General features: G+C 64.2%; 21 protein-coding genes. 7 read left to right on the forward strand and 14 right to left on the reverse strand.

Annotated elements, in window-relative coordinates; translation table 11 throughout:
* Window positions 1-28: 28 nt before the first annotated feature.
* From AAGA11_07040 to ugpC, 4 genes are read left to right on the forward strand one after another with little or no spacing between them, the layout of a single operon-like run.
* The gene (locus tag AAGA11_07040) at window positions 29-1,036 is read left to right on the forward strand and encodes a sugar ABC transporter permease (protein MEM9602600.1); all 1,008 of its coding nucleotides are present in this window, start codon (window positions 29-31) and stop codon (window positions 1,034-1,036) included.
* Window positions 1,036-2,178 carry a carbohydrate ABC transporter permease gene (locus tag AAGA11_07045; GenBank protein MEM9602601.1) on the forward strand — a complete coding sequence of 381 codons (1,143 nt, stop codon included), beginning with the start codon at window positions 1,036-1,038 and terminating at the stop codon, window positions 2,176-2,178. Before AAGA11_07040 ends, AAGA11_07045 begins: the two co-directional genes overlap by 1 nt.
* Window positions 2,179-2,196: 18 nt before the next feature.
* Window positions 2,197-3,819, forward strand: a complete 1,623-nt coding sequence (locus tag AAGA11_07050) for an alpha-amylase family glycosyl hydrolase (protein ID MEM9602602.1) — start codon at window positions 2,197-2,199, stop codon at window positions 3,817-3,819.
* A gap of 3 nt (window positions 3,820-3,822) precedes the next feature.
* Window positions 3,823-4,923, forward strand: coding sequence for a sn-glycerol-3-phosphate ABC transporter ATP-binding protein UgpC (gene ugpC / locus AAGA11_07055; GenBank protein ID MEM9602603.1), 1,101 nt, complete (start codon window positions 3,823-3,825; stop codon window positions 4,921-4,923).
* A gap of 172 nt (window positions 4,924-5,095) precedes the next feature.
* Here the strand turns inward: ugpC and AAGA11_07060 are convergent, their stop codons facing one another.
* The gene (locus tag AAGA11_07060) at window positions 5,096-6,202 is read right to left on the reverse strand and encodes a Fic/DOC family N-terminal domain-containing protein (protein MEM9602604.1); all 1,107 of its coding nucleotides are present in this window, start codon (window positions 6,200-6,202) and stop codon (window positions 5,096-5,098) included.
* Between the two features lie 306 nt (window positions 6,203-6,508).
* On the opposite strand from AAGA11_07060, the gene AAGA11_07065 reads away from it, so the two are divergent.
* Complete coding sequence (locus AAGA11_07065; GenBank protein MEM9602605.1) at window positions 6,509-7,828, forward strand: GH1 family beta-glucosidase; 1,320 nt, start codon at window positions 6,509-6,511, stop codon at window positions 7,826-7,828.
* A 158-nt stretch (window positions 7,829-7,986) separates the two neighbouring features.
* Window positions 7,987-8,931, forward strand: coding sequence for a glutathione S-transferase family protein (locus AAGA11_07070; GenBank protein MEM9602606.1), 945 nt, complete (start codon window positions 7,987-7,989; stop codon window positions 8,929-8,931).
* Between the two features lie 104 nt (window positions 8,932-9,035).
* Here AAGA11_07070 and AAGA11_07075 read toward each other — a convergent pair whose 3' ends face one another.
* From AAGA11_07075 to AAGA11_07090, 4 genes are all read right to left on the reverse strand, one after another.
* Window positions 9,036-9,452, reverse strand: a complete 417-nt coding sequence (locus AAGA11_07075; protein ID MEM9602607.1) for a GNAT family N-acetyltransferase — start codon at window positions 9,450-9,452, stop codon at window positions 9,036-9,038.
* A gap of 27 nt (window positions 9,453-9,479) precedes the next feature.
* On the reverse strand, window positions 9,480-9,875 hold the full coding sequence (locus tag AAGA11_07080; GenBank protein MEM9602608.1) for a hypothetical protein: 396 nt from the start codon (window positions 9,873-9,875) through the stop codon (window positions 9,480-9,482).
* 125 nt (window positions 9,876-10,000) lie between these two features.
* Window positions 10,001-11,233 (reverse strand): GTP-binding protein, encoded by a 1,233-nt coding sequence (locus AAGA11_07085; GenBank protein MEM9602609.1) that lies wholly within the window; start codon window positions 11,231-11,233, stop codon window positions 10,001-10,003.
* A 59-nt stretch (window positions 11,234-11,292) separates the two neighbouring features.
* Window positions 11,293-12,219, reverse strand: a complete 927-nt coding sequence (locus AAGA11_07090; GenBank protein MEM9602610.1) for a DUF6279 family lipoprotein — start codon at window positions 12,217-12,219, stop codon at window positions 11,293-11,295.
* 237 nt (window positions 12,220-12,456) lie between these two features.
* Here AAGA11_07090 and ykgO point away from each other — a divergent pair, with 237 nt between their 5' ends.
* The gene (ykgO, locus tag AAGA11_07095) at window positions 12,457-12,600 is read left to right on the forward strand and encodes a type B 50S ribosomal protein L36 (GenBank protein ID MEM9602611.1); all 144 of its coding nucleotides are present in this window, start codon (window positions 12,457-12,459) and stop codon (window positions 12,598-12,600) included.
* 82 nt (window positions 12,601-12,682) lie between these two features.
* On the opposite strand, the gene AAGA11_07100 is transcribed toward ykgO, so the two are convergent.
* The 9 genes from AAGA11_07100 to AAGA11_07140 form a co-directional block, all read right to left on the reverse strand.
* Window positions 12,683-13,378, reverse strand: coding sequence for an amino acid racemase (locus AAGA11_07100; protein MEM9602612.1), 696 nt, complete (start codon window positions 13,376-13,378; stop codon window positions 12,683-12,685).
* Window positions 13,379-13,489: 111 nt separating this feature from the next.
* Window positions 13,490-14,038 (reverse strand): adenylate kinase, encoded by a 549-nt coding sequence (locus AAGA11_07105; protein ID MEM9602613.1) that lies wholly within the window; start codon window positions 14,036-14,038, stop codon window positions 13,490-13,492.
* Between the two features lie 94 nt (window positions 14,039-14,132).
* Complete coding sequence (locus AAGA11_07110; protein ID MEM9602614.1) at window positions 14,133-15,383, reverse strand: NAD(P)/FAD-dependent oxidoreductase; 1,251 nt, start codon at window positions 15,381-15,383, stop codon at window positions 14,133-14,135.
* 382 nt (window positions 15,384-15,765) lie between these two features.
* On the reverse strand, window positions 15,766-16,230 hold the full coding sequence (locus AAGA11_07115) for an ASCH domain-containing protein (protein ID MEM9602615.1): 465 nt from the start codon (window positions 16,228-16,230) through the stop codon (window positions 15,766-15,768).
* A 45-nt stretch (window positions 16,231-16,275) separates the two neighbouring features.
* A complete protein-coding gene (locus AAGA11_07120; GenBank protein MEM9602616.1) occupies window positions 16,276-16,662 on the reverse strand; it encodes a VOC family protein in 387 nt (128 codons plus the stop codon).
* A 136-nt stretch (window positions 16,663-16,798) separates the two neighbouring features.
* Window positions 16,799-16,936 (reverse strand): hypothetical protein, encoded by a 138-nt coding sequence (locus AAGA11_07125; protein MEM9602617.1) that lies wholly within the window; start codon window positions 16,934-16,936, stop codon window positions 16,799-16,801.
* A gap of 36 nt (window positions 16,937-16,972) precedes the next feature.
* Complete coding sequence (locus AAGA11_07130) at window positions 16,973-17,665, reverse strand: PhzF family phenazine biosynthesis protein (GenBank protein ID MEM9602618.1); 693 nt, start codon at window positions 17,663-17,665, stop codon at window positions 16,973-16,975.
* A gap of 27 nt (window positions 17,666-17,692) precedes the next feature.
* Entirely contained in the window at window positions 17,693-18,094 is a 402-nt protein-coding gene (locus AAGA11_07135; protein MEM9602619.1) for a VOC family protein, read from the reverse strand.
* Between the two features lie 154 nt (window positions 18,095-18,248).
* Window positions 18,249-18,485, reverse strand: coding sequence for a hypothetical protein (locus tag AAGA11_07140; GenBank protein ID MEM9602620.1), 237 nt, complete (start codon window positions 18,483-18,485; stop codon window positions 18,249-18,251).
* Window positions 18,486-19,190: the final 705 nt, after the last annotated feature.

Genomic DNA, 19,190 nt, shown 5'->3' on the forward strand with positions numbered 1-19,190 from the left:
CACCGGACGCCGTACGCGGAGCCCCGACATGCACCCAGCGATACAAGGCCTCTTGACCATCGCGTTCGGTGTGGGCGGTTGCGTGGCGTATTTCTACCTCGCGAACCTCGCGCTCGACCACGTGATCTGCCCGGCTCGCGGCCGACACGCGGGCCGGAACATCAACCGCGCCAACCTGGTGCGCCCCTGGCTGTTCCTGCTGCCGGCACTCGCCGCCATGGGCCTCTACCTGGTGTACCCGGTCATCGAAACCCTGCGGCTCTCGCTCGGTGAACGCCTGCCCGGCAACGCGTTTGAGTTCGTCGGGCTCGCCAACTACGCGCAGATGGTCTCCGAGGCCAAGTTCTGGGAGGCCTTGACGAACAACCTGCTGTGGCTGCTGATCGTGCCGGCCTTTGCAACGGCCTTCGGCCTGCTCGCGGCGCAACTCTCCGACCGCGTGCGCTGGGGCAACCTCGCCAAGTCGCTGATCTTCATGCCGATGGCGATCTCCTTTGTCGGCGCCGCCGTGATCTGGAAACTGGTCTACGACGCCCGCCCGCTCGGGCAGGAACAGATCGGGGTGCTCAACGCGCTCTACCTGGCGCTGGGTGGCGACGCGCCCGCCACCTGGCTGACGATCCCGTTCTGGAACAGCTTTTTCCTGATGGCGATTCTGATCTGGATCCAAACCGGCTTCGCCATGGTTATCCTGTCTGCCGCCTTGCGGGGCATCCCCGAAGAGACCGTCGAGGCTGCGATCGTCGACGGCGCGAACCCGTTTCAGCTCTTCTTTCGCATCAAGGTGCCGCAGATCAAGGGCACGATCGTCGTCGTCTGGACGACCATCACCATCGTCGTGCTCAAGGTGTTCGACATCGTCTTCGCGATGACCAACGGCCAGTGGGAGACCCAGGTGCTCGCGAACTACATGTACGACAAACTCTTCCGCGCCAACGACTGGGGCGTCGGCAGCGCCGGGGCCATCGTCATCCTGCTGCTGGTGACACCGATCCTCGTCTGGAACGTACTCAGCGCGCGCAAGGAAATGCGCTAGTGGAGAACATCGTCGGCCAGAAACCCGCGCTGCGCTGGGCGGTGCACGGGTCTCTGCTCGCGCTGGTGCTGTTGTGGGTGTTCCCGACCGCCGGTTTACTGGTCTCGAGCTTTCGCACCAGCGATCAGATCTCGGGCTCCGGCTGGTGGCAGGCGATGCTGCCCCAAGAGCAGAACCGCACGCTGCGGGCCAAAGCGCCCGACACCCAGACAGTTGAAAACGGCCTGCACGTGATCGAGGGCAACCTGTTCGAGACGCCCGCCACGATTACCGCCTGGGGCGTGAGTTCGCGCGCCATCGACGACTTCGCACCCGGTGACACTGCCCCGTTACGCAAGGGCGGTACCGTGACACTGGCTGCCAACGGCGACTACCGATTCGAGCACACCGAAGCCTTCACCGGCAAGCGCGGCCAACGGCTGTTCGTCACCGCGACCAGCCCGCCCGAGTTCACGTTCGAGAACTACGAGAGCATGCTGTTCGACGAGCGCAACTCGGAGGGCATCGGTCAGGCCTTTCTGAACACCTTTATCGTCACCGTCCCGGCGACGGTGATCCCGATCCTGATCGCGGCCTTTGCCGCCTACGCCCTCGCGTGGATGGACTTTCCCGGGCGCGCGCTGCTGATCGCCCTGGTGGTGGCCTTGCTGGTAGTGCCGCTGCAACTCGCACTGATCCCGCTGTTGAAGCTGCACAACACAGTCGGTATCGGCAAGGGCTTCGTCGGTGTCTGGCTGGCGCACACCGGCTTTGGAATGCCACTCGCGATCTACCTGCTGCGAAACTACATGGTCGGCCTGCCGCGCGACATCATCGAGAACGCGCGGGTCGACGGGGCCACCGATTTCCAGGTGTTCGTGAAGATCATCCTGCCGCTGTCGTTTCCGGCGCTCGCCTCGTTTGCGATCTTTCAGTTCCTCTGGACCTGGAACGACCTGCTGGTCGCCATGGTGTTCCTGATCGACGCGACCGGCGACACCACGGTCATGACGAAGCACATCGTCGAGCTGCTCGGCACCCGCGGTGGCAACTGGGAAATCCTCGCAACCGCCGCCTTCGTCTCGATCGTCGTGCCGCTCGCCGTCTTTTTCCTGCTGCAGAAATACCTCGTGCGCGGCCTGCTGGCCGGCTCGGTCAAGTAAACCCGGAGTGGCAACACCATGACAACGGTGGACAAGGACTGGTGGCGTGGCGCCGTGATCTACCAGATCTACCCGCGAAGCTACCAGGACAGCACCGGCGACGGCACCGGCGACCTCAACGGCATCACCGCGCGGCTGCCCTACATCGCCTCGCTGAACGTCGACGCCATCTGGATCTCGCCGTTCTTCACCTCACCGATGAAGGACTTCGGCTACGACGTCAGCGACTACTGCGACGTCGATCCGATGTTTGGCACGCTCGCCGATTTCGACCGGCTGATCGAGACGGCCCACGGACTCGGCCTCAAGGTCATGATCGACCAGGTGCTGAGCCACTCGTCGGACGCGCACCCGTGGTTTGCCGAGAGCCGGGCGTCGCGCGACAACCCGCGCAGCGACTGGTACGTCTGGGCCGATGCCAAGCCCGACGGCACGCCGCCGAACAACTGGCTGTCGATCTTCGGCGGGTCCGCCTGGCAGTGGGACACCCGCCGTGAGCAGTACTACCTGCACAATTTCCTCGTCAGCCAACCCGACCTCAACCTGCACAACCCCGTTGTGCAGGACGCACTGCTCGACACCTGTCGCTTCTGGCTCGACCGCGGCGTCGACGGCTTCCGCCTCGACACGATCAACTTCTACTTCGCCGACAAGGCGCTGCGCGACAACCCGGCGCTGCCGCCGGCCGAACGCGACGACCAGATCGCACCGCGCGTGAACCCCTACAACCACCAGCGCCACGTCCACTCCAAGAACCAGCCCGAGAACATTGCTTTCATCGAGCGCTTCCGTGCGCTGCTCGACGAGTACCCCGCCGCCACCAGCGTCGGTGAAGTCGGCGACGCCCAGATCGGCCTCGAGCTCATGCAGGAGTACACCGAGGGCGACGCGCGGGCACACATGTGTTACTCGTTCGAGTTCCTCTCAAGCCAGGTGCTCGACGCGCCACGCTTGCAACAAATCTTCGAGCGCATGGCCGCGGTCGACCGCGGCGGCTGGGCCTGCTGGGCGCTGAGCAACCACGACATCCCGCGCCACGCCTCGCGCTGGGCGCTGAGCGACGCCGCCCAACGGCAATACCTCAACCTGCTCGTCTGCCTGCGCGGCACCGTCTGCCTCTACCAGGGCGAGGAGCTCGGCCTGCCCGAAGCCGACGTCGCCTTCGAAGACCTGCAAGACCCCTACGGCATCGCCTTCTGGCCCGAGTTCAAGGGCCGCGACGGCTGCCGCACGCCGATGGTGTGGGACGCCAGCGCGCCGAGCGGCGGCTTCACCACAGGCAAACCGTGGCTGCCAGTGTCACCCGATCACCTGCCGCGTGCCGTCTCGGCGCAGGAGACACAAAACGACTCGCTGCTACACCACTACCGCGAGACACTGGCGTTCCGGCGCGCGCAACCCGCGCTGTTCAAGGGCGTACAGAGCGACATCGCGGTGACTGATACCGTCGCCCACTTCACGCGCGAGCACGACGGCCAGACACTCTGGTGCGCGCTCAACCTCGGCGCCGAGGCCGTTGTGGTCCCCGTCCCCACAGGCCAGTGGACGCCGCTGACCGGCCTGCCGGACGCCGCCACCGAACTGGCTGAGACGGTCACGTTGGCGGGGTACCAGACCGTCGTCGCCGAGCAGGAGGGTTGAGCTGTGTCGGAGTTGCGCTTTCGCGGGGTGAGCAAACGCTACGGGGACAGTGTTACCGTCCTCGACAACATCGACCTCGACATCCACTCGGGCGAGCTCGCGGTGTTTGTCGGCCCCTCTGGTTGCGGCAAGTCGACGTTGCTGCGCATGATCGCCGGACTCGAGCGGATCACCGGCGGCGAGCTCACCATCGATGGTGTGCGGGTCAACGACATGCCGCCGGCGCAACGCGGCATCGCGATGGTGTTCCAGTCCTACGCGCTCTACCCGCACATGACCGTGCGCGAAAACATGGCCTTCGCACTCAAACTGGCCAAGAAACCCAAGACGGAGATCGACGCCGCCATCGAGCGCGCCGCCCGCACCCTGCAACTGACCGACTACCTCGACCGCCTGCCCAAGGCCCTCTCCGGCGGGCAGCGCCAGCGCGTCGCAATCGGCCGCTCAATCGTGCGCGACCCCAAGGTCTACCTCTTCGACGAACCGCTCTCCAACCTCGACGCCGCGCTGCGCGTCGCAACGCGCATCGAGATCGCGCAACTCAAGGAGAGCATGCCCGACTCCACCATGGTCTACGTCACCCACGACCAGGTGGAGGCCATGACCCTCGCGAGCAAGATCGTCGTGCTCGCCGGCGGCGGCATCGCCCAGGTCGGATCCCCACTCACGCTGTATGAAGCGCCCGAGAACGAGTTTGTCGCGCAGTTCATCGGCTCCCCGGCGATGAACCTGCTGCCGGGCACGGTCACGCGCAGCGGCGAGCACACGCAGGTGCGCCTGCAGAGCGGCGGCACGCTCGAAACTCGCATCGCCACTGCGGCAGCGCTCGAAGGCAGCCCCGTCAACGTCGGCATCCGCCCAGAGCACTTCACGGTCACAGAGAGCGACGCCTTTGCTGTCGAAGCGCGTGTGAAAATCGTCGAAGCGCTCGGTGAGGTGACGCAGCTGTACCTCGACGACGCCACAGACCTCAAATCGCCCACCATCGCCAAGCTCGCGGGCGTGCACCGAAACCTGCGGGGCACCACACTGCGGCTCACCGCGCCGCCCGAGCACGTCCACCTGTTTCAAAACGGCCAGTCACTGAGGCACACCGCCGCATGAGCAGGCCGCTTTAGTTCTCACCGGATGTCGTCTGAACTGGGCTCCGGTTCGCGGGTTCGACCGCCTCAGTCACAGTGAAAACAAAGAGCAAAAACACCACTCCTTACCACTTGGCGGAACAGATCACATCGTTGATCCGACAGTGGCAACGGACTGTGATCGACAGTAGAAACTACTGCCGATCCGTGATGCGCCAGAGTTCCTCAAAGGACAGCACCGCCGGGCTTCGCCCACGGGCAGGCCGGATTTCCACGATGACGCCTGCTTGTTTTAGCGCGCGTATGTACTGCGCCGCGCGCTGTCGTTGAATATCAAGCCTGTTGTGCAACTCCGTCGCCTTGAACACCGGCGTGTCGAAGAGCATGTCCAGGATGTATATCGCCTGGTCAGTCCGAAGTAGCTCGGCAATCTGCCGCTTTGTGCGCTCGTACAACTCGATAATCTGGCGAACCAGCCTGACATTGGCTTCCGACTGTTCGATGACAGCCTCCAGGAAGAATTCTATCCAACCGGCCCAGTCGTCTTGCCGGGAGATATTCTCAAGCTTTTGGTAGTACACGTCTCTATGTGACTCGAGATAGCCACTCATGTAGAAAGAAGGGCTGATAATGCTCTTCCGCCTCAACAGCACCAGGGGAATCAAAATTCGCCCGATTCGGCCATTGCCATCGTCAAACGGGTGAATCAATTCAAACTGAGCGTGGACCATCGCCGTCTGAACGATCGGGTCCAGCGCGTTGTCCCGACGGTTTGCAAACGCGAAAAAGGACTCGAGCAGATCGGTCAACGCAACGGGGGGAGGTGGCACATAAGTCGCCTGCTCGATGGTGCTTCCCCGCGGACCAATCCAGTTCTGAGTCGTACGGAATCTGCCAGGGTTCTTGTTTTCGCCTCGTACTCCTTGCATAAGATTCGCATGCATTTCCCGAATCAAATGCGGTGTCAGTGTTTTCTCCGGATCGCGCAGCGATTCACCCGCGAACCGAAGCGTATTGCGGTAATTCAGGATCTCTTGAATGTCCGCGTCCTTTTCAGGGTCAAACTGCTCTCCGGCTTGTTGTTGGTACACTTCGCTTGCCGTCGCAATGGTCCCCTCGATGCGCGATGACAGCTCGGCTTCCTTCATCACAAGCGGGGACAAGAGCACATCAGGGTTGACCAGGCTTTCCAACAGCCCGTCGTATCGGGAAAGGCAGGCGTTTGCGCGACCCACCAGTGCAAGGGCACCGGACAACCTGACGTTCTGCGGCGGGAAGCTGTGATCAAAATCACTGTTCATTGTGCGTGTTGCATCCGACTCAAGCTCTTTTGTATATATCATACAAGGTATTCAATATACACAAATCCGTTTGTGTCGGGTTGGCATGCTATCAACCGATCAGCCGTCTCGGCGTCAATCGAGACGTGATAAGGCACAGCCAGACAACCCCTCACAGCATCAAGGACGAAATCAGCCTATCTGCATGTTTTATAATGCTTTTTTCAGTTAGAGTATGGGGTCCAATTAATTGTCCAAGCCGTTGACATCCCAGCCCGTTCACGTCCGTAGGCCCGCCAGCATCCAGCAAAGGAGGCACACCGCCGCATGAGCAACGCGTTCGATTTTCCGCCGGACTTCGTCTGGGGCACGGCCACCTCCGCGTACCAGATCGAAGGTGCCACCGACGTTAACGGCCGCGGGGAGAGCATCTGGGACCGTTTCTGCACCGTGCCGGGTGCCATCGCCGACGGCTCGGACGGCCGCATCGCCTGCGACCACTACCACCGCTACCGCGAAGACGTGGACCTGATCGCGACCCTCGGCTTCAACGCCTACCGCTTCTCGATTGCCTGGCCGCGCGTGATCCCCAATGGCACCGGACCCGTCAACGCCAAGGGCCTCGACTTTTACGACCGCCTGGTCGACGCGCTGCTCGAAAAAGACATCGCCCCCTACGCCACGCTCTACCACTGGGACCTGCCGCAGACGCTCGAGGACCAAGGCGGCTGGCGCAACCGTGACACCGCCCACGCCTTCGCCGACTACACCCACGCCACGGTCGCGCGCCTCGGTGACCGCGTGACGAGCTGGGCGACGCTCAACGAACCCTACTGCGCCGCCGTACTCGGCCACCAGACCGGCGAACACGCGCCGGGCATGAGGTTCCTGAAGGCGACCTTCGCCGCCGCACACCACCTGCTGCTCGCCCACGGCCTCGCCATCCCCGTGATCCGCGACCAGGCCCCGCAGGCTGACGCCGGTATCGTGCTCAACTTCACCCCCGCCTACCCCGCGAGCGACAGCGACGCAGACAAAAAAGCCACTGCCATCAAAGACGGCTTCGACAACCGCTGGTACGTCGAACCCATCGCCGGCACCGGCTACCCCGAAGACACCGTCAACGCGATGGGCTGGGACCAAGCGGAGATCCAACCCGACGACCTCAATGCCATTGCAGCCCCCGTCGACTTCCTCGGCGTCAACTACTACACCCGCCAGGTCATCTCGGCGGAGGGGCCAGTTGAGCCGACCTTGCCCGTCACCGACATGGGCTGGGAGATTCACCCCGACGGCTTGTACGACACCCTGCGCACGCTCCACACGCACAGGCGCTTCACCAAGTTGTACATCACCGAAAACGGCGCGGCGATGCCGGACACGGCAGACGACACGGATCGGGTCGACGACCAGGACCGCATCGACTACCTGGAGCGGCACCTCGAGTCGCTGCTGCGCGCACGGCGGGACGGTGTACCGGTCGAGGGCTATTTCGGGTGGTCACTGTTGGACAACTTCGAATGGGCGCTCGGCTACGCAAAGCGCTTTGGCCTGGTCCGCGTGAATTTCGACACCCTTGCCCGCACACCGAAAGCCAGCGCCCTGTGGCTGCGGGACGCTGTGCGCGCCGGACGCGCTTCCCGTTGAGACACCTGACAAGACCAGCACGGTGACCGCACCCGCACCGTTGAAAACGCCAAACGCTGGACTTGACCAACCCCCTCCACTCGAAATCGACTGCGTTCGGCGGGGTGGTAGCGTACCCTTTTACCGTCTCCATGCCGTTGAAAAGGAACCAAAACGCTGTGACTGACACCACGTCCGACTTGATTTTCCACGCCTACCCGCAATCCCCAGTCGCAGAGAAAGTGCGTGTGGCCTTTGGCATCAAGGGGCTGGCGTGGCGCAGCGTTGAGATTCCACGGTTGCCACCGAAGCCGCTGTTGACGGCGCTCACGGGGGGTTACCGTCGGACGCCCGTGGTGCAGCTCGGGGCCGATATCTACTGTGACAGTCAGTGCATTCTGCGGGAGCTGGATCGGCGCTTTCCGTCGCCGTCCCTGATGCCGACCGCGGATCACGGGCTGATGACGTGCCTGAGCCGGTGGACCGACGGCACGCTGTTCGATCAAACCGTGCGCCACGTGTTGGGCTCGGTTGGCGACAACCTGGACGCCGACTTTGCCAAGGATCGAGGGCGTCTGTACCTCGGCGAGAACTGGGCGGAGGGGTTGAAGCAGGCCAACGCCCGATTGCCGCACCTGGTGGCGCAGATGCGGGCGCCGCTGTCCTGGCTCAACGCCCAGCTGTCCGACGGACGTGCGTTCTTGCTCGGCGACGCGCCCTCGTCCATCGACGCCCAGTTCTACCACGTCGTGTGGTTTCTCCGTGGGCGTTGGGCCGATGGACCCTCTTTCCTGGCCGAGTTCTCCGACCTTGAGCGCTGGGAATCCAATGTCGCGGCGATCGGCCACGGCACCGCCACGGATTTCAGCGCCGAGGACGCCATTGCGCTCGCGCTGGCGAGTGAGCCGACCGCAGAAACCGGAGTCGCGGAACGCGATCCACAGGGGCTCGCCGTTGGTGCATCAGTCACCGTCTGCCCGGATGTGGACGGGGGTGAGCAACCGGTTGCCGGAACACTGCGATTTGCCAATGCCGACACCGTGGCGATCGAGCGGACCGCTGACGATGTGGGCACCGTCTGTGTGCATTTCCCGCGGTATGGGTACCGCATCGAAGTGATGTGAGCCGTTCTGGCCCCAGCACACAAGGCGCCCACCGGGTGCAGCCGAGACAGTCGCCGGCGTTATCAAAGGCCACTGCGGCACAGCCCTGATCGGTGCCAACGCGCTCAGCGCAGCGGTATCGCGATCGGCGGTTTGGTCATGAGCCGGTTGGGCGCCGTGGCAACGAAACCGTAACGCTCGTACAGCCGGTGTGCGTCGCGCGTGCTCAGGTACCAAACCACCGTTTGCAGCTCGGGGTGCGCGAGCATCGCCTCGACCAGCCGCGTGGCAACGCCCTGACCGCGGTGCGCTTCGAGCACGAAGAGGTCGAGCACGTAGGCGACCGTCACGCGGTCGGTGACGACCCAGCAAAAGCCGACAAAGGCGTCCGCCTGATAAGCCCCGAAACACAGCGACGCCGCGATCGTGCGCTCCACCTCGGCGCGCGTACGCCCCTGCCCCCAGTACGACCGGGTGCTGATGTAATCGTGAATCAGGTCAACGTCGAGCCGCGCCGCGTCTGTCGAGACCGTCACAGCCATGACAGGGCCTCCTCACAGGTCAGTGCCTCAGCCAAAACGCGTACGCACCACAGGTGAGCGCAACAGGAACACCGAGAGCACCGCGTAGAGCGCAAACTCCGCCGTCATGATGGCAAAGCGGCTGTCACCGCCGCCGAAGGCGTTGAAATCCACCGTCTCGACAAAGCACAAGGTCGCGAGCGTCGCATAGAGCGTGACCGTCACCGCCGGTGTGTGGCGCCACCGCCACACGTAGCCGACGACGAAAGTCGTGCCGGTCGACACCAACAGAAACCAGTGCAGAAACTGCACACCACGGGGGAAGTTGGCGTCCTGCAGCCCGAAACCCACCGCGGGCAACACGTACTCGATAAAACCGAGCACGCCCCAGACGAGGAGCCCGCCCTTGACGACGAGCAGGAGCAAGAGAGCGTGTCGTGCCATGCGAACCCTGTTGGTGAACCGGTGTCACGGCCACTGAGTATGGCACCGCCAGCGCAGTGAATCGGATGCTCGGGGCGAGAGGGCAGGTTCGACGAAGCGGGGCATTGCCAACGCCCCGCAGTCACTCACTCCACTCGCCGCACCGTTTTGGGCCACGGGTCCGGAAAGCCGACACCCTGCTGCCACGCCGCCACTTCCGCCTCGGTGCACAACGCGTCGCGCAACGCAGTGAGGAAGGCCTCGCGGTCCGCAACGAGGCCAATCAGCGTGAGTTCGGTGTGGCGGTCGCCGAACACCGGGTGTTCGTCATCGAGCTGCGCCCTCAGTTGCGACACTTCCTCGGGCAAGAGCTCACCGTCGCGGTTCTCGGCCACCTCGGCACGCCAGATCCCCGTCTTTTCGAGGGCAATCTGGCTGCCCGATTGCTGCCAAAGGAGGACGTCGGCTGGGCGCGACGCCAGCCAGAGAAACCCTTTGGTGCGGTACAAGCCGGTCCCCAGGTGTGTCTGACACACGTCGAACAGGCGCTGCGGGTGAAACGGCCGCGGATCGCGCAAGACGATTGCGTCGAGCTGATCCGCCGTCGATGCACTGTGGGTCAGATCGTGGCGCTCGGCCCGGTTGCGCAGTGCGCCGAGCGCGGGCGCCGGCGTCTCGTCGAGCTGCGGCAACAGCAGGCCGGCGTGGGCCGAGAGACCGATGGCCGCGTCGGGTCGCAGTGTCTGCAGGCAGCGTACCTGGGCATCGACTGTCGCCTCGGACACCGTATCGACCTTGGTGAGGACGATGACGTTGGCAAAGCCCAGTTGTTCAGACAGCACCGACCCGGCGTGCTGAAGCGCAGCATCCTCGACCGGCGGTGTCGACTCGAGAAAATACCGACCGTCGGCAAAGTCGCGGTGCAGGTTGAGCGCATCCACGGTGACGATGAAGTGCCTGAGAAAGAACCGCGCGTCCTGAACCAAGGCGAGGATCAACGGCCAGGGGCGCGCCGCGCCGGTGCTCTCGCACAACACCACCGGCGCGGGCGGGTCGAGTGCGGCAATGTCGCCGAGGGCGCGTGCGAGCGAGGCGTGCAGTTGCTCGCGCGCATGCTGACCGTGAAGTGCGGCCACCCGCCCCTCCAGGCGGCCTGGCACAGGCGCGCTCTCCTCGCCTGCCAGCAGCTCCGCGTCGAGTCCGAACTCACTGAGGTCGTGCACGATCACCGCAGCGTCGGCGAGCGCGTCCTCGCGTCGCCAGCGTCGGAGCAAGGTCGTTTTCCCGGAGCCCAAAAAGCCACAGAGCGCGGTGATGGGGATGCGGTTGTCGGAGTGCATGATCGGCAGGTTCTGTGAGACGACGCAGCAACGCGTCACGGGGCAGGTGTCGTATCCGGGTTAAGCACGGCCGGACCGCCATCATACCCAGATTGGGTCTACGACGACGCCACTGGACTGCAGGGCTGAAGGGCTCGAGTCACCGTGGCCTGCTCGAGGTAATCCCGCGAGACCGCTTGGAGGGTTCGCCCCAATTTGGCCAACCACCGCGCGGCGAACTGCCGTTGTGAAGGGCTCAGTTGTTGTATCTCGACGTGGGCGTAGTCTCGCCACATCTCGCGCACGCGCTCGCGCCGCAGTCCGGCAAAGGCCCGGTGGCGCTCTCCGAGGTACACGTGCAGTTGACGCTCGAAGTCCGGTTCGGCGCGCGCGTCCAGCAGCGACACGAAACGCGCGTTCCACGCCGTGGAAAACGTGCGGAAGTCGGGTGCAGCCGGACGGACCGAGCGCACCTGCTCGAACTGCAACCGCAAGCGCTCAACCTGATCCGCTTGCATCTTGAAACCGATCAAGGACAGGTAACGCCGGACGCGCAGGTGCGGCTCACCGTCGTCTTCCCAGTCATCGTCGTCGGTCTCCGGGTTCAGAAGCCGCTCCTCGAGCTCACCCACCTGGTCGTCGCTCAGGCTTTGCAGCAGACGGGCCGAACCGGTCACGGGGCTGCACACAAAAACGCGCTCCCGCGCATCGGTTGCCGCTGCAAACCAGCTGTCAACCGTGGAGCGGGTTACCGAGGCGTTGCCGATCTGCGCGCTGATGTCTGCGAGCAAGGTCGCGTACTGGGGCAACTCATAGGTGCGATGCCACAAGTGCAGGTCATCGCTGACAGCCCGCATCGACGCAGTCTGCTCAGACGACAGCGTCACCAACTCGCGCACACGCTTGTCGATGCGGTTGTCGACCGAGTTGTACAGGGGCCTGAGCAACAGTTTGCTGTTCGTGCACGCAGCCAGCGCGATCACCGCAACCAGCAGCACCCAAAGGCGAGCGCCCGCTGTGGAGGTGATTGACTCAAATGTGAACACGCTGATTGACTCGGTGCCGCGTCAGTGCCATGACACGTCGGACCGCATCGGCCGGTGCCAGGTTCCCGACTGCCGGGTGCTCACACGCAGGTGACGCGTCGGCGCGTGTGCAGAGCGACATCACGGTAGCGTCGACGCAGACACGAGGTAGGATGCGCCGGGCGAGCTAACAGTCCACACCGCGTGAATGATATGTTATAACATAACGTATTCCGCCATTCATACTGTGTGGTCGCCATGAAAGTGCGCAGCTCATTGAAAAACGCCAAGAAACGGCATCCCGATTGTCAGATCGTCAAGCGCCGCGGGCGGCTCTACGTCATCTGCAAATCCAACCCGCGTTTCAAGGCGGTCCAGGGCTCATCGAAAAAACGGCGCTGACAGCAACGCAGCCCGCCCTCTCGCCAACGGCCGGGTGTCGGGGTTCCGCCCACGCGTCACCGTTGCGAAGGCAACCCGGACATCACGCGCCAAGTGCCTTTTCCACGGCAGCCAGGCAATGCAGCTCGGTGGTCGAGAACGCGGGCATCGGGACCTGCTCAGGGGTCAGCAACAGCGGAATTTCCGTGCACGCCAGCACCACCCCCTCAGCGCCGCGCTTGGCCAGGCGAGCCATCACGCGCAGGTAGCCCGCTCGGGTCGCGTCGTGAAAGCGGTTGTGGACCAGTTCGGCGTAGATGGTGTCGTGCACGTACGCGCGTTCGTCCTCGCTCGGCACAATCGTTTCGATGCCGTGGGATGCCAGCACGTCGGGGTAAAAGCGACCTTCCATCGTCTTGCGCACGCCGAGCAGGCTGACTGCCGACAGGCCACGCGCCTTGACAGCGACGGCCGTGGCATCAGCAATGTGCAGGATGGGCACACTGACGAGCGCTTCGATCTCGGGCACGAAGCGGTGCACGTCGTTGCACGCAATCACCACAAAGTCGGCGCCCGCACGCTCGACACTGCGCACCGCGTCGAGAATGAGGGCACACGCGCCCGCCTCATCCTGCCGCTCGATCACCGCATCGACATAGTGTTGCCGGTTGACGCTCTCGAGCGCCAAGCGCACCGAGCTCACCCCGCCAAGCCGCGTCTGGGTGAGTTCGTTCAAGCGCTGGTAATAGGCAGCCGTGGAGACCCAGCTGAGGCCACCGACCAGACCGATCTTCCTCATGCGGCGAGGCCCTCCCTCGTGTCGGATGCGATGCCGAGCGGCGTTGCGCCTGGCATCACCCAGCGTACCCGAGTGAGGCCCGAGGTTGCCACGGCCATAAACGCTTCCGGGTCAGGTCGTTTCGCCTCGTGCACCAGCCGACGCCAGGAAGGCCCTCACCTCGGCCGAGGTTCGCAACCGGACCCTGTCGACGCCGGGGTAGTCCGAGGAGACCATGAGGGCGGCGTAGCGACGGCGGTTTCGCGCGTGGTTTCGAACGCACCACAGCAAGATCGAGTCGCGTGACAGCAGTGCCTTGGCGAAGGTCTCAGTGTTGCCCGTGCCGGGCCAGATTTCCTCTTGCGATCGCGCCCGAGCAAACGTGCGCCGGATCAACTGCAGCAGGGTCCGAAGGAAGCCGAAATCCAACCAGACAATCGTGTCAGCTCGATCCCATTTGATGTCCTGGGTACGACTGTAGTTGCCATCGAGCACCCAGCGATCGCCGGCAATGGCACGCTTCAATGCCGAGAAGAAAACGTCATCCGAAGAGGGCGTCCAGCCGGGTTTCCAGAACAGCTGGTCCATCTCGATGCAAGGGCAGTCCAGCCGTGTGGCCAGCGCGCGCGAAAAGTGCGTCTTGCCGCTGCCCGTCGTGCCGATCACATTGATACGCTTCACGGCACAAGGCCCGCGTCAGGCCGCGGACAACCGCTCGAGCCGAATGGCTGGCTGCGGTGCGCCCCCCACCCCGCGCGGCAACACGCAAGACGCGTCACCGCGACCACCGCCCGGTGATCAGACGCGCGCCACGTCCGTAGGTCACGTACTGCCGCAACCAGTTCAACGCCACCAACAACGGACTGCGCACGCCGATCAGAAAATAGATGTGGGCGATGCCCCAGACCCACCAGGCCAACCACCCGGTGAGCTTCAGGAACGGCATGTCGATCACCGCAGCGGTGCGGCCAACCGTTGCGAGATTGCCCGCGTGGCGGTAGCGGAAAGCCGGCGTCTCGGCGCGCCCGGCGAGGCGCGATCGAATCAGCCTGGCGACAAAGGCACCCTGCTGTTTGGCGGCCGGGGCAATGCCCGGGACACGGTGCCCATGCTCGTCGATCACGGCCGCCGTGTCGCCAATCACAAACACCGAGGGGTGACCGGCGACCGACAAGTCGCGCTCGACCAAGGTCCGCCCGGCGTTGTCGGCTTCAACACCCAGCCAGTCTGCAGCCGGTGAAGCGGCCACACCCGCCGCCCACAACACCGTTGCCGCGGGAATCGGGGTGTCGCCCACCACCACGCCGTCGGCGTCGCAGTGTGTGACAGCGTTGCCCAGCCGCACCTCCACGCCCAAGTGTGCGAGCGCGCGCGCGGCGTAGTCGGAGAGACGTGTTGGCAGGGCGGCCAACACCCGTGGCCCGGCTTCAACGAGGATCACGCGCGCCTTGCGCGAATCGATACGCCGAAAATCCGGGGCGAGGGTCCATCTGGCCAACTCCGCAATCGTCCCGGCCAACTCCACACCGGTCGGGCCCGCGCCAACCACGACAAAGGTGAGCAAGCGTTGCCGCTCGGCGTCGTCATCAGACATCTCGGCCTTCTCGAACGCGAGCAACACGCGCTGGCGAATGCGAGTGGCATCGTCGATGCTTTTCAGCCCCGGCGCGTGGGGCACCCATTCCGGGTGACCGAAGTACGCGTGCTGCGCCCCGGTGGCCAGGATCAGGTAGTCGTAAGGCACACGGCGCGTTCGGGTGATCACGCACTGCGCAGTGGCATCCACGCCGCACACCTCGTCGAGCAGCACCGTGGCGTTGCGTTGTTTGCGCAGAATGCTGCGAATCGGCCACGCGATGTCGGAGGGTGCGAGCCCCGCCGTGGCCACCTGGTAGAGCAGCGGTTGGAACAGGTGGTAGTTCTGCCGATCGATCACGGTGATGTTGGCGTCGACACGCCGCAACCCGGTGGTGGCGAACAGCCCGCCGAAACCGGCACCGACGATCACGATGTCGGGTTTTTTCATGGACGCCGTCGACTCCGCGGGTTGACTCGCTCCGGGTGCAAGGACACACAGCGCGCGTGGATAAACCCCGACACACACTAGCGACTGAAAAGCCGGGTGTCTATCACTGGGACACTGCCTGTTCAGCAATCCCGGTGGTTGGCACGTTCGGTGTCGATACCAGCCGCTGGCGGTTGCCGCGCGGGTGGTTCACGGCAAACGGCATCACAAGACGTTGTGCCAACCCTGTACACCATCGGCAGCCGATACCCAAAGCCACCTCAGGTCCCCGTGCTGCGCCGATGCACAGGCGGACGGTTGTTCACCGAGCTACGCGGCGCCCGACTGCGAGGTCAGCAGATGACAATACAAGGTGTACACCACCAGTCTCGACTGGCACGCGTCACGGGAACACCACAGCAAAGCGTTCGCACACCAGCGGCGTGTCGTCTTTGACCGCACGACCCGGGCCGCAGCGTTCCTCGCTGTAGAACCCGGTGATCAAGGCGCGCCACCCGGCCAGGGTTCCGTCCGTCTCGCCGTACGCCCGCGCAAACTCGGCGTCCACGTCAGCGAACCGCACGACCTCGACCCACACCGACTCGACCACGCAGACCGGGTTGCGCCGCCCGTCCTCCAGCACGGACAAGGCGCCGGCACAAGGCTGGGGCTTGCCGCTGTCCTGGTATTCCCAGAGCGGTGAACTGGTGGTGGTCTTCTCACCGGCGAGAATCAGCGCCGCGCCTGCGTCTGCCACGTCATCGCTGTCCCCGATGCGGAAGCTCTCGTAGAAGCGGGCATTGGCCGCGTGCGGATCCGCACAGGTCGCGAGGTAGCGTTGCCAGAACGGGGCGATGTGTGCGGGCACGGTCACGTTGACACCTTGGACTGTTTTCTGTGGCAATGCACACGGTCACCCGTCAGCGTGGTTTGGCGGCGGGACATGGCAGACAGCTTCGATGTTGTGCCCGTCCGGGCCAACCACGAACGCCCCGTAGTAGTGGGCGTGGTACTGCGGCCGTACACCCGGCGCGCCGTTGTCCTCGGCACCCGCCGCGAGCGCGGCGGCGTGAAATTGGTCGACCTGCAGTCGAGATTCAGCCGAGAAGGCAATGTGCATCGGCCCCGGGTGGGTGTCGTCCTCGCCAAACCAGAACGCCGCGAGCTCACCGCGCCCGAACCCGACCCAACCGTCGTCTTCGGCCATCATCGTGATACCGAGCGGCGCAAGCGCTCGCGCGAAAAACACCTTGCTCTCAGCGAGATCGGACACCGCCACCCCGATGTGATCCACTACCACGGTCCACCTCCAGTTACGTTGAGGCTCACACGTCGGTTGACGTACCGCGCCGCGCCCGTGAGTGTGCCACCGACCACACGCGCGATCGAGCGCCTGCCGCACCGCGCCATCAGCGAACACGACGGCGGGCACACGCTCAGGTCACCTCCACGTGGGTCAACGCCGCGAACCCGGCGTAGCCACTGACCGTGACGCACGCCACCGCGCCGCCCACAACGTCGACGCGCGCCTCTATCTGCGACGGCCGACCGAGCGCGTGCCCCTGTTCAAACACACGGGTGTCAGCCGGTTCGCCGTAGCGGTGCAGATATCACGCGAGCGCGCCGTTCGCGCTACCGGTGGCCGCCTCTTCCGGGATGCCGAAACGCGGTGCGAAATTGCGACAGCGCACCGGCGACCGCGGGCTCGCGCTGTCGACGACGAACGCGTGCACACCCACGGTCCGGCTTGCGGCGTTGAACCGGGCCATAGCAATGAAATCCGGTCGCAGCTGCGCCAGGGCTGCGGCCGATCGCAGCGGCACCAGGATGTCGGGCAGGCCTGTCGACACCGCTTGCACGGGCCAGTCCGGACTCAGGATCGCCTCGACTGTGCAGCCCAACAAAGGTGCGATGCATTCGGGTGAAAAGGTGTCACCAAACACTGGCGGTGCCTGTTCCATCGACACGAGGCCGTGGTCGGCCACTGCGACCCCCAACTCACCGGCCTGCAGCGCCTGTCGGTAGGCACCAGGGCGCAAGGTGCCGACCTGGTGAAGCACCGCGTAGGTCGCCACTGTCGCATGGCCGCACAACCCCACCTCCTCCGTCGGTGTGAAGAACCGCAGGCGGTAGTCGCAGGTGTCGGACGCAAGCACGAAGGCCGTCTCCGGCGCGCCCACCTTCGCCGCCACCTGTTGCATATGGCTGTCGGACAAGCCGTCGGCGTCGAGCACGACGCCGGCCGGGTTGCCGCCGCGGCCGTTCAGTTGAAACGCATCCACACGGTGGACGGCAATGCGCATGGGCGACCAGATCGGCGCTGCTGCAACTCAGGTGTCGCGCGGTGGCCGGTGCAGACCGCAAATCTTGTGGCCGTCCGGGTCCAGGAAGTAACAGAGGTAGAGCACGCCCATGGTGTTCTCGCGTGGACCGGGTGGGTCCTCGACGGCCGTGGCGCCGTGGGCGATGGCCGTGTCGTGGAAGGCTTGCAGTTGCTCGGGCGAGTCGCAGGCGAAGCCGATGGTCGAGCCGTTCGCGACGCTAGCCGGCTCGCCGTTTATCGGCTGCGTCACACAAAAGGTGGACGAGTTGTGCCGGTAGAACAGGCGCGTCTGGCCGGTCGTATTGACGTTCTCGATTGGCTCGGGTGCGCCTAACACCCCGAGCACCGCGTTGTAGAAGGCGCGGGAGCGCTCGATGTCGCTGGACCCAATCATCACATGGCTTAGCATCGCGTCGGTTTCCTCACTGAACTGTTCGGATCAACCAGTGTACGCGCTCGACTGGTGGGAGAGCACAGACACGCAACGTAACCGAGTGGAATCGACAGCCGAAGCAATCCCGACAACAGTCCCAAAAACCAACCCAATACGTCGCAAGCGAACGTCAGTGAAAGGTCTCGATAGCCGTTTCCGGACGACCACAGCCATCGGTGTCTCCACCTTCACACGCCTGTTCCAGCAAACGTGCGACACGTGCCGGATCGGGGCTGCCAAAGTCACCGGATTCGATGTGCTTGGCGAGCACCCGGCAGGGAAACCCTCGCAACCTTGCACAGGCGTCCACAAGGTGCGTGTACCCCGCGTCGATGTCCTGCTGAGTCGCAGCATCGTCGAGCACCATTCGGCCATACATGCCACACGCAAACGGCTCATCAGCACCACACACGCGCTTGAAGTGCGTCTGAGCACAGCGCAGGTCTTGTACTGACTTGGGGCTAGCCCAAAACTGCGCGGCGTAGTTGGTACACGCATTGGCCAAACCGAGGCCACACGCGCGCTGGTACAAGTCGACTACGCGATCCCGTGAGCCACCGTCACCTTCTATCCGGTACGCAAGCGAGAGGCACGATTCGGGATGGCCCGCGGAACACGCTGCTTCACATCTACCGTCCGTTTGCGTGCAGCTCGGCAGGGCTTCACCTCGTCGAAATTCCGTCACCAGGGTGTCGTTGCACACCCGACCTGCACTCAACCTGTCAGCCTGCTCTGTTGAGGTGCTGCAAGCCGAAACCAAGAAGGCCACGAGAACCGTTGTCGTCAAAGTAAGGCGTTGTTTTGATCGCATTCCATGCCCTGTTTCGTTGTCCGCGCATGGGTGGCTGCCACGCAACTGCGTACGCGAGTCCAGTCTATTCCGATTCTACACGCCGCGCTCAGCGCGACTGAAAGGGGAAACGCGACGGGACCCGCGCAGGCTCCGTTGGACACAGAGACCTCCGCGCAACTTGCACAGTGAAAGGGGGTGCACTAGATGTGATCTTTCAGTAGGTTGTTCATCCGAGCCCCTTGCTCGATGCTGTTGGGTGTCTACGTCCAACACACCAAA

The sequence above is a fragment of the Pseudomonadota bacterium genome, assembly GCA_039196715.1.
Classification (GTDB): Bacteria; Pseudomonadota; Gammaproteobacteria; order CALCKW01; family CALCKW01; genus CALCKW01.

Excerpts from the sequence above, each read along its gene's own strand:
- AAGA11_07040 (MEM9602600.1), top strand. The coding sequence starts at position 29 with ATGCACCCAGCGATACAAGGCCTCTTGACCATCGCGTTCGGTGTGGGC.
- AAGA11_07050 (MEM9602602.1), top strand. The coding sequence starts at position 2,197 with ATGACAACGGTGGACAAGGACTGGTGGCGTGGCGCCGTGATCTACCAG.
- AAGA11_07060 (MEM9602604.1), bottom strand. The coding sequence starts at position 6,202 with ATGAACAGTGATTTTGATCACAGCTTCCCGCCGCAGAACGTCAGGTTG.
- AAGA11_07065 (MEM9602605.1), top strand. The coding sequence starts at position 6,509 with ATGAGCAACGCGTTCGATTTTCCGCCGGACTTCGTCTGGGGCACGGCC.
- AAGA11_07075 (MEM9602607.1), bottom strand. The coding sequence starts at position 9,452 with ATGGCTGTGACGGTCTCGACAGACGCGGCGCGGCTCGACGTTGACCTG.
- AAGA11_07080 (MEM9602608.1), bottom strand. The coding sequence starts at position 9,875 with ATGGCACGACACGCTCTCTTGCTCCTGCTCGTCGTCAAGGGCGGGCTC.
- ykgO (MEM9602611.1), top strand. The coding sequence starts at position 12,457 with ATGAAAGTGCGCAGCTCATTGAAAAACGCCAAGAAACGGCATCCCGAT.
- AAGA11_07100 (MEM9602612.1), bottom strand. The coding sequence starts at position 13,378 with ATGAGGAAGATCGGTCTGGTCGGTGGCCTCAGCTGGGTCTCCACGGCT.
- AAGA11_07110 (MEM9602614.1), bottom strand. The coding sequence starts at position 15,383 with ATGAAAAAACCCGACATCGTGATCGTCGGTGCCGGTTTCGGCGGGCTG.
- AAGA11_07130 (MEM9602618.1), bottom strand. The coding sequence starts at position 17,665 with ATGCGCATTGCCGTCCACCGTGTGGATGCGTTTCAACTGAACGGCCGC.
- AAGA11_07135 (MEM9602619.1), bottom strand. The coding sequence starts at position 18,094 with ATGCTAAGCCATGTGATGATTGGGTCCAGCGACATCGAGCGCTCCCGC.
- AAGA11_07140 (MEM9602620.1), bottom strand. The coding sequence starts at position 18,485 with ATGGTGCTCGACGATGCTGCGACTCAGCAGGACATCGACGCGGGGTAC.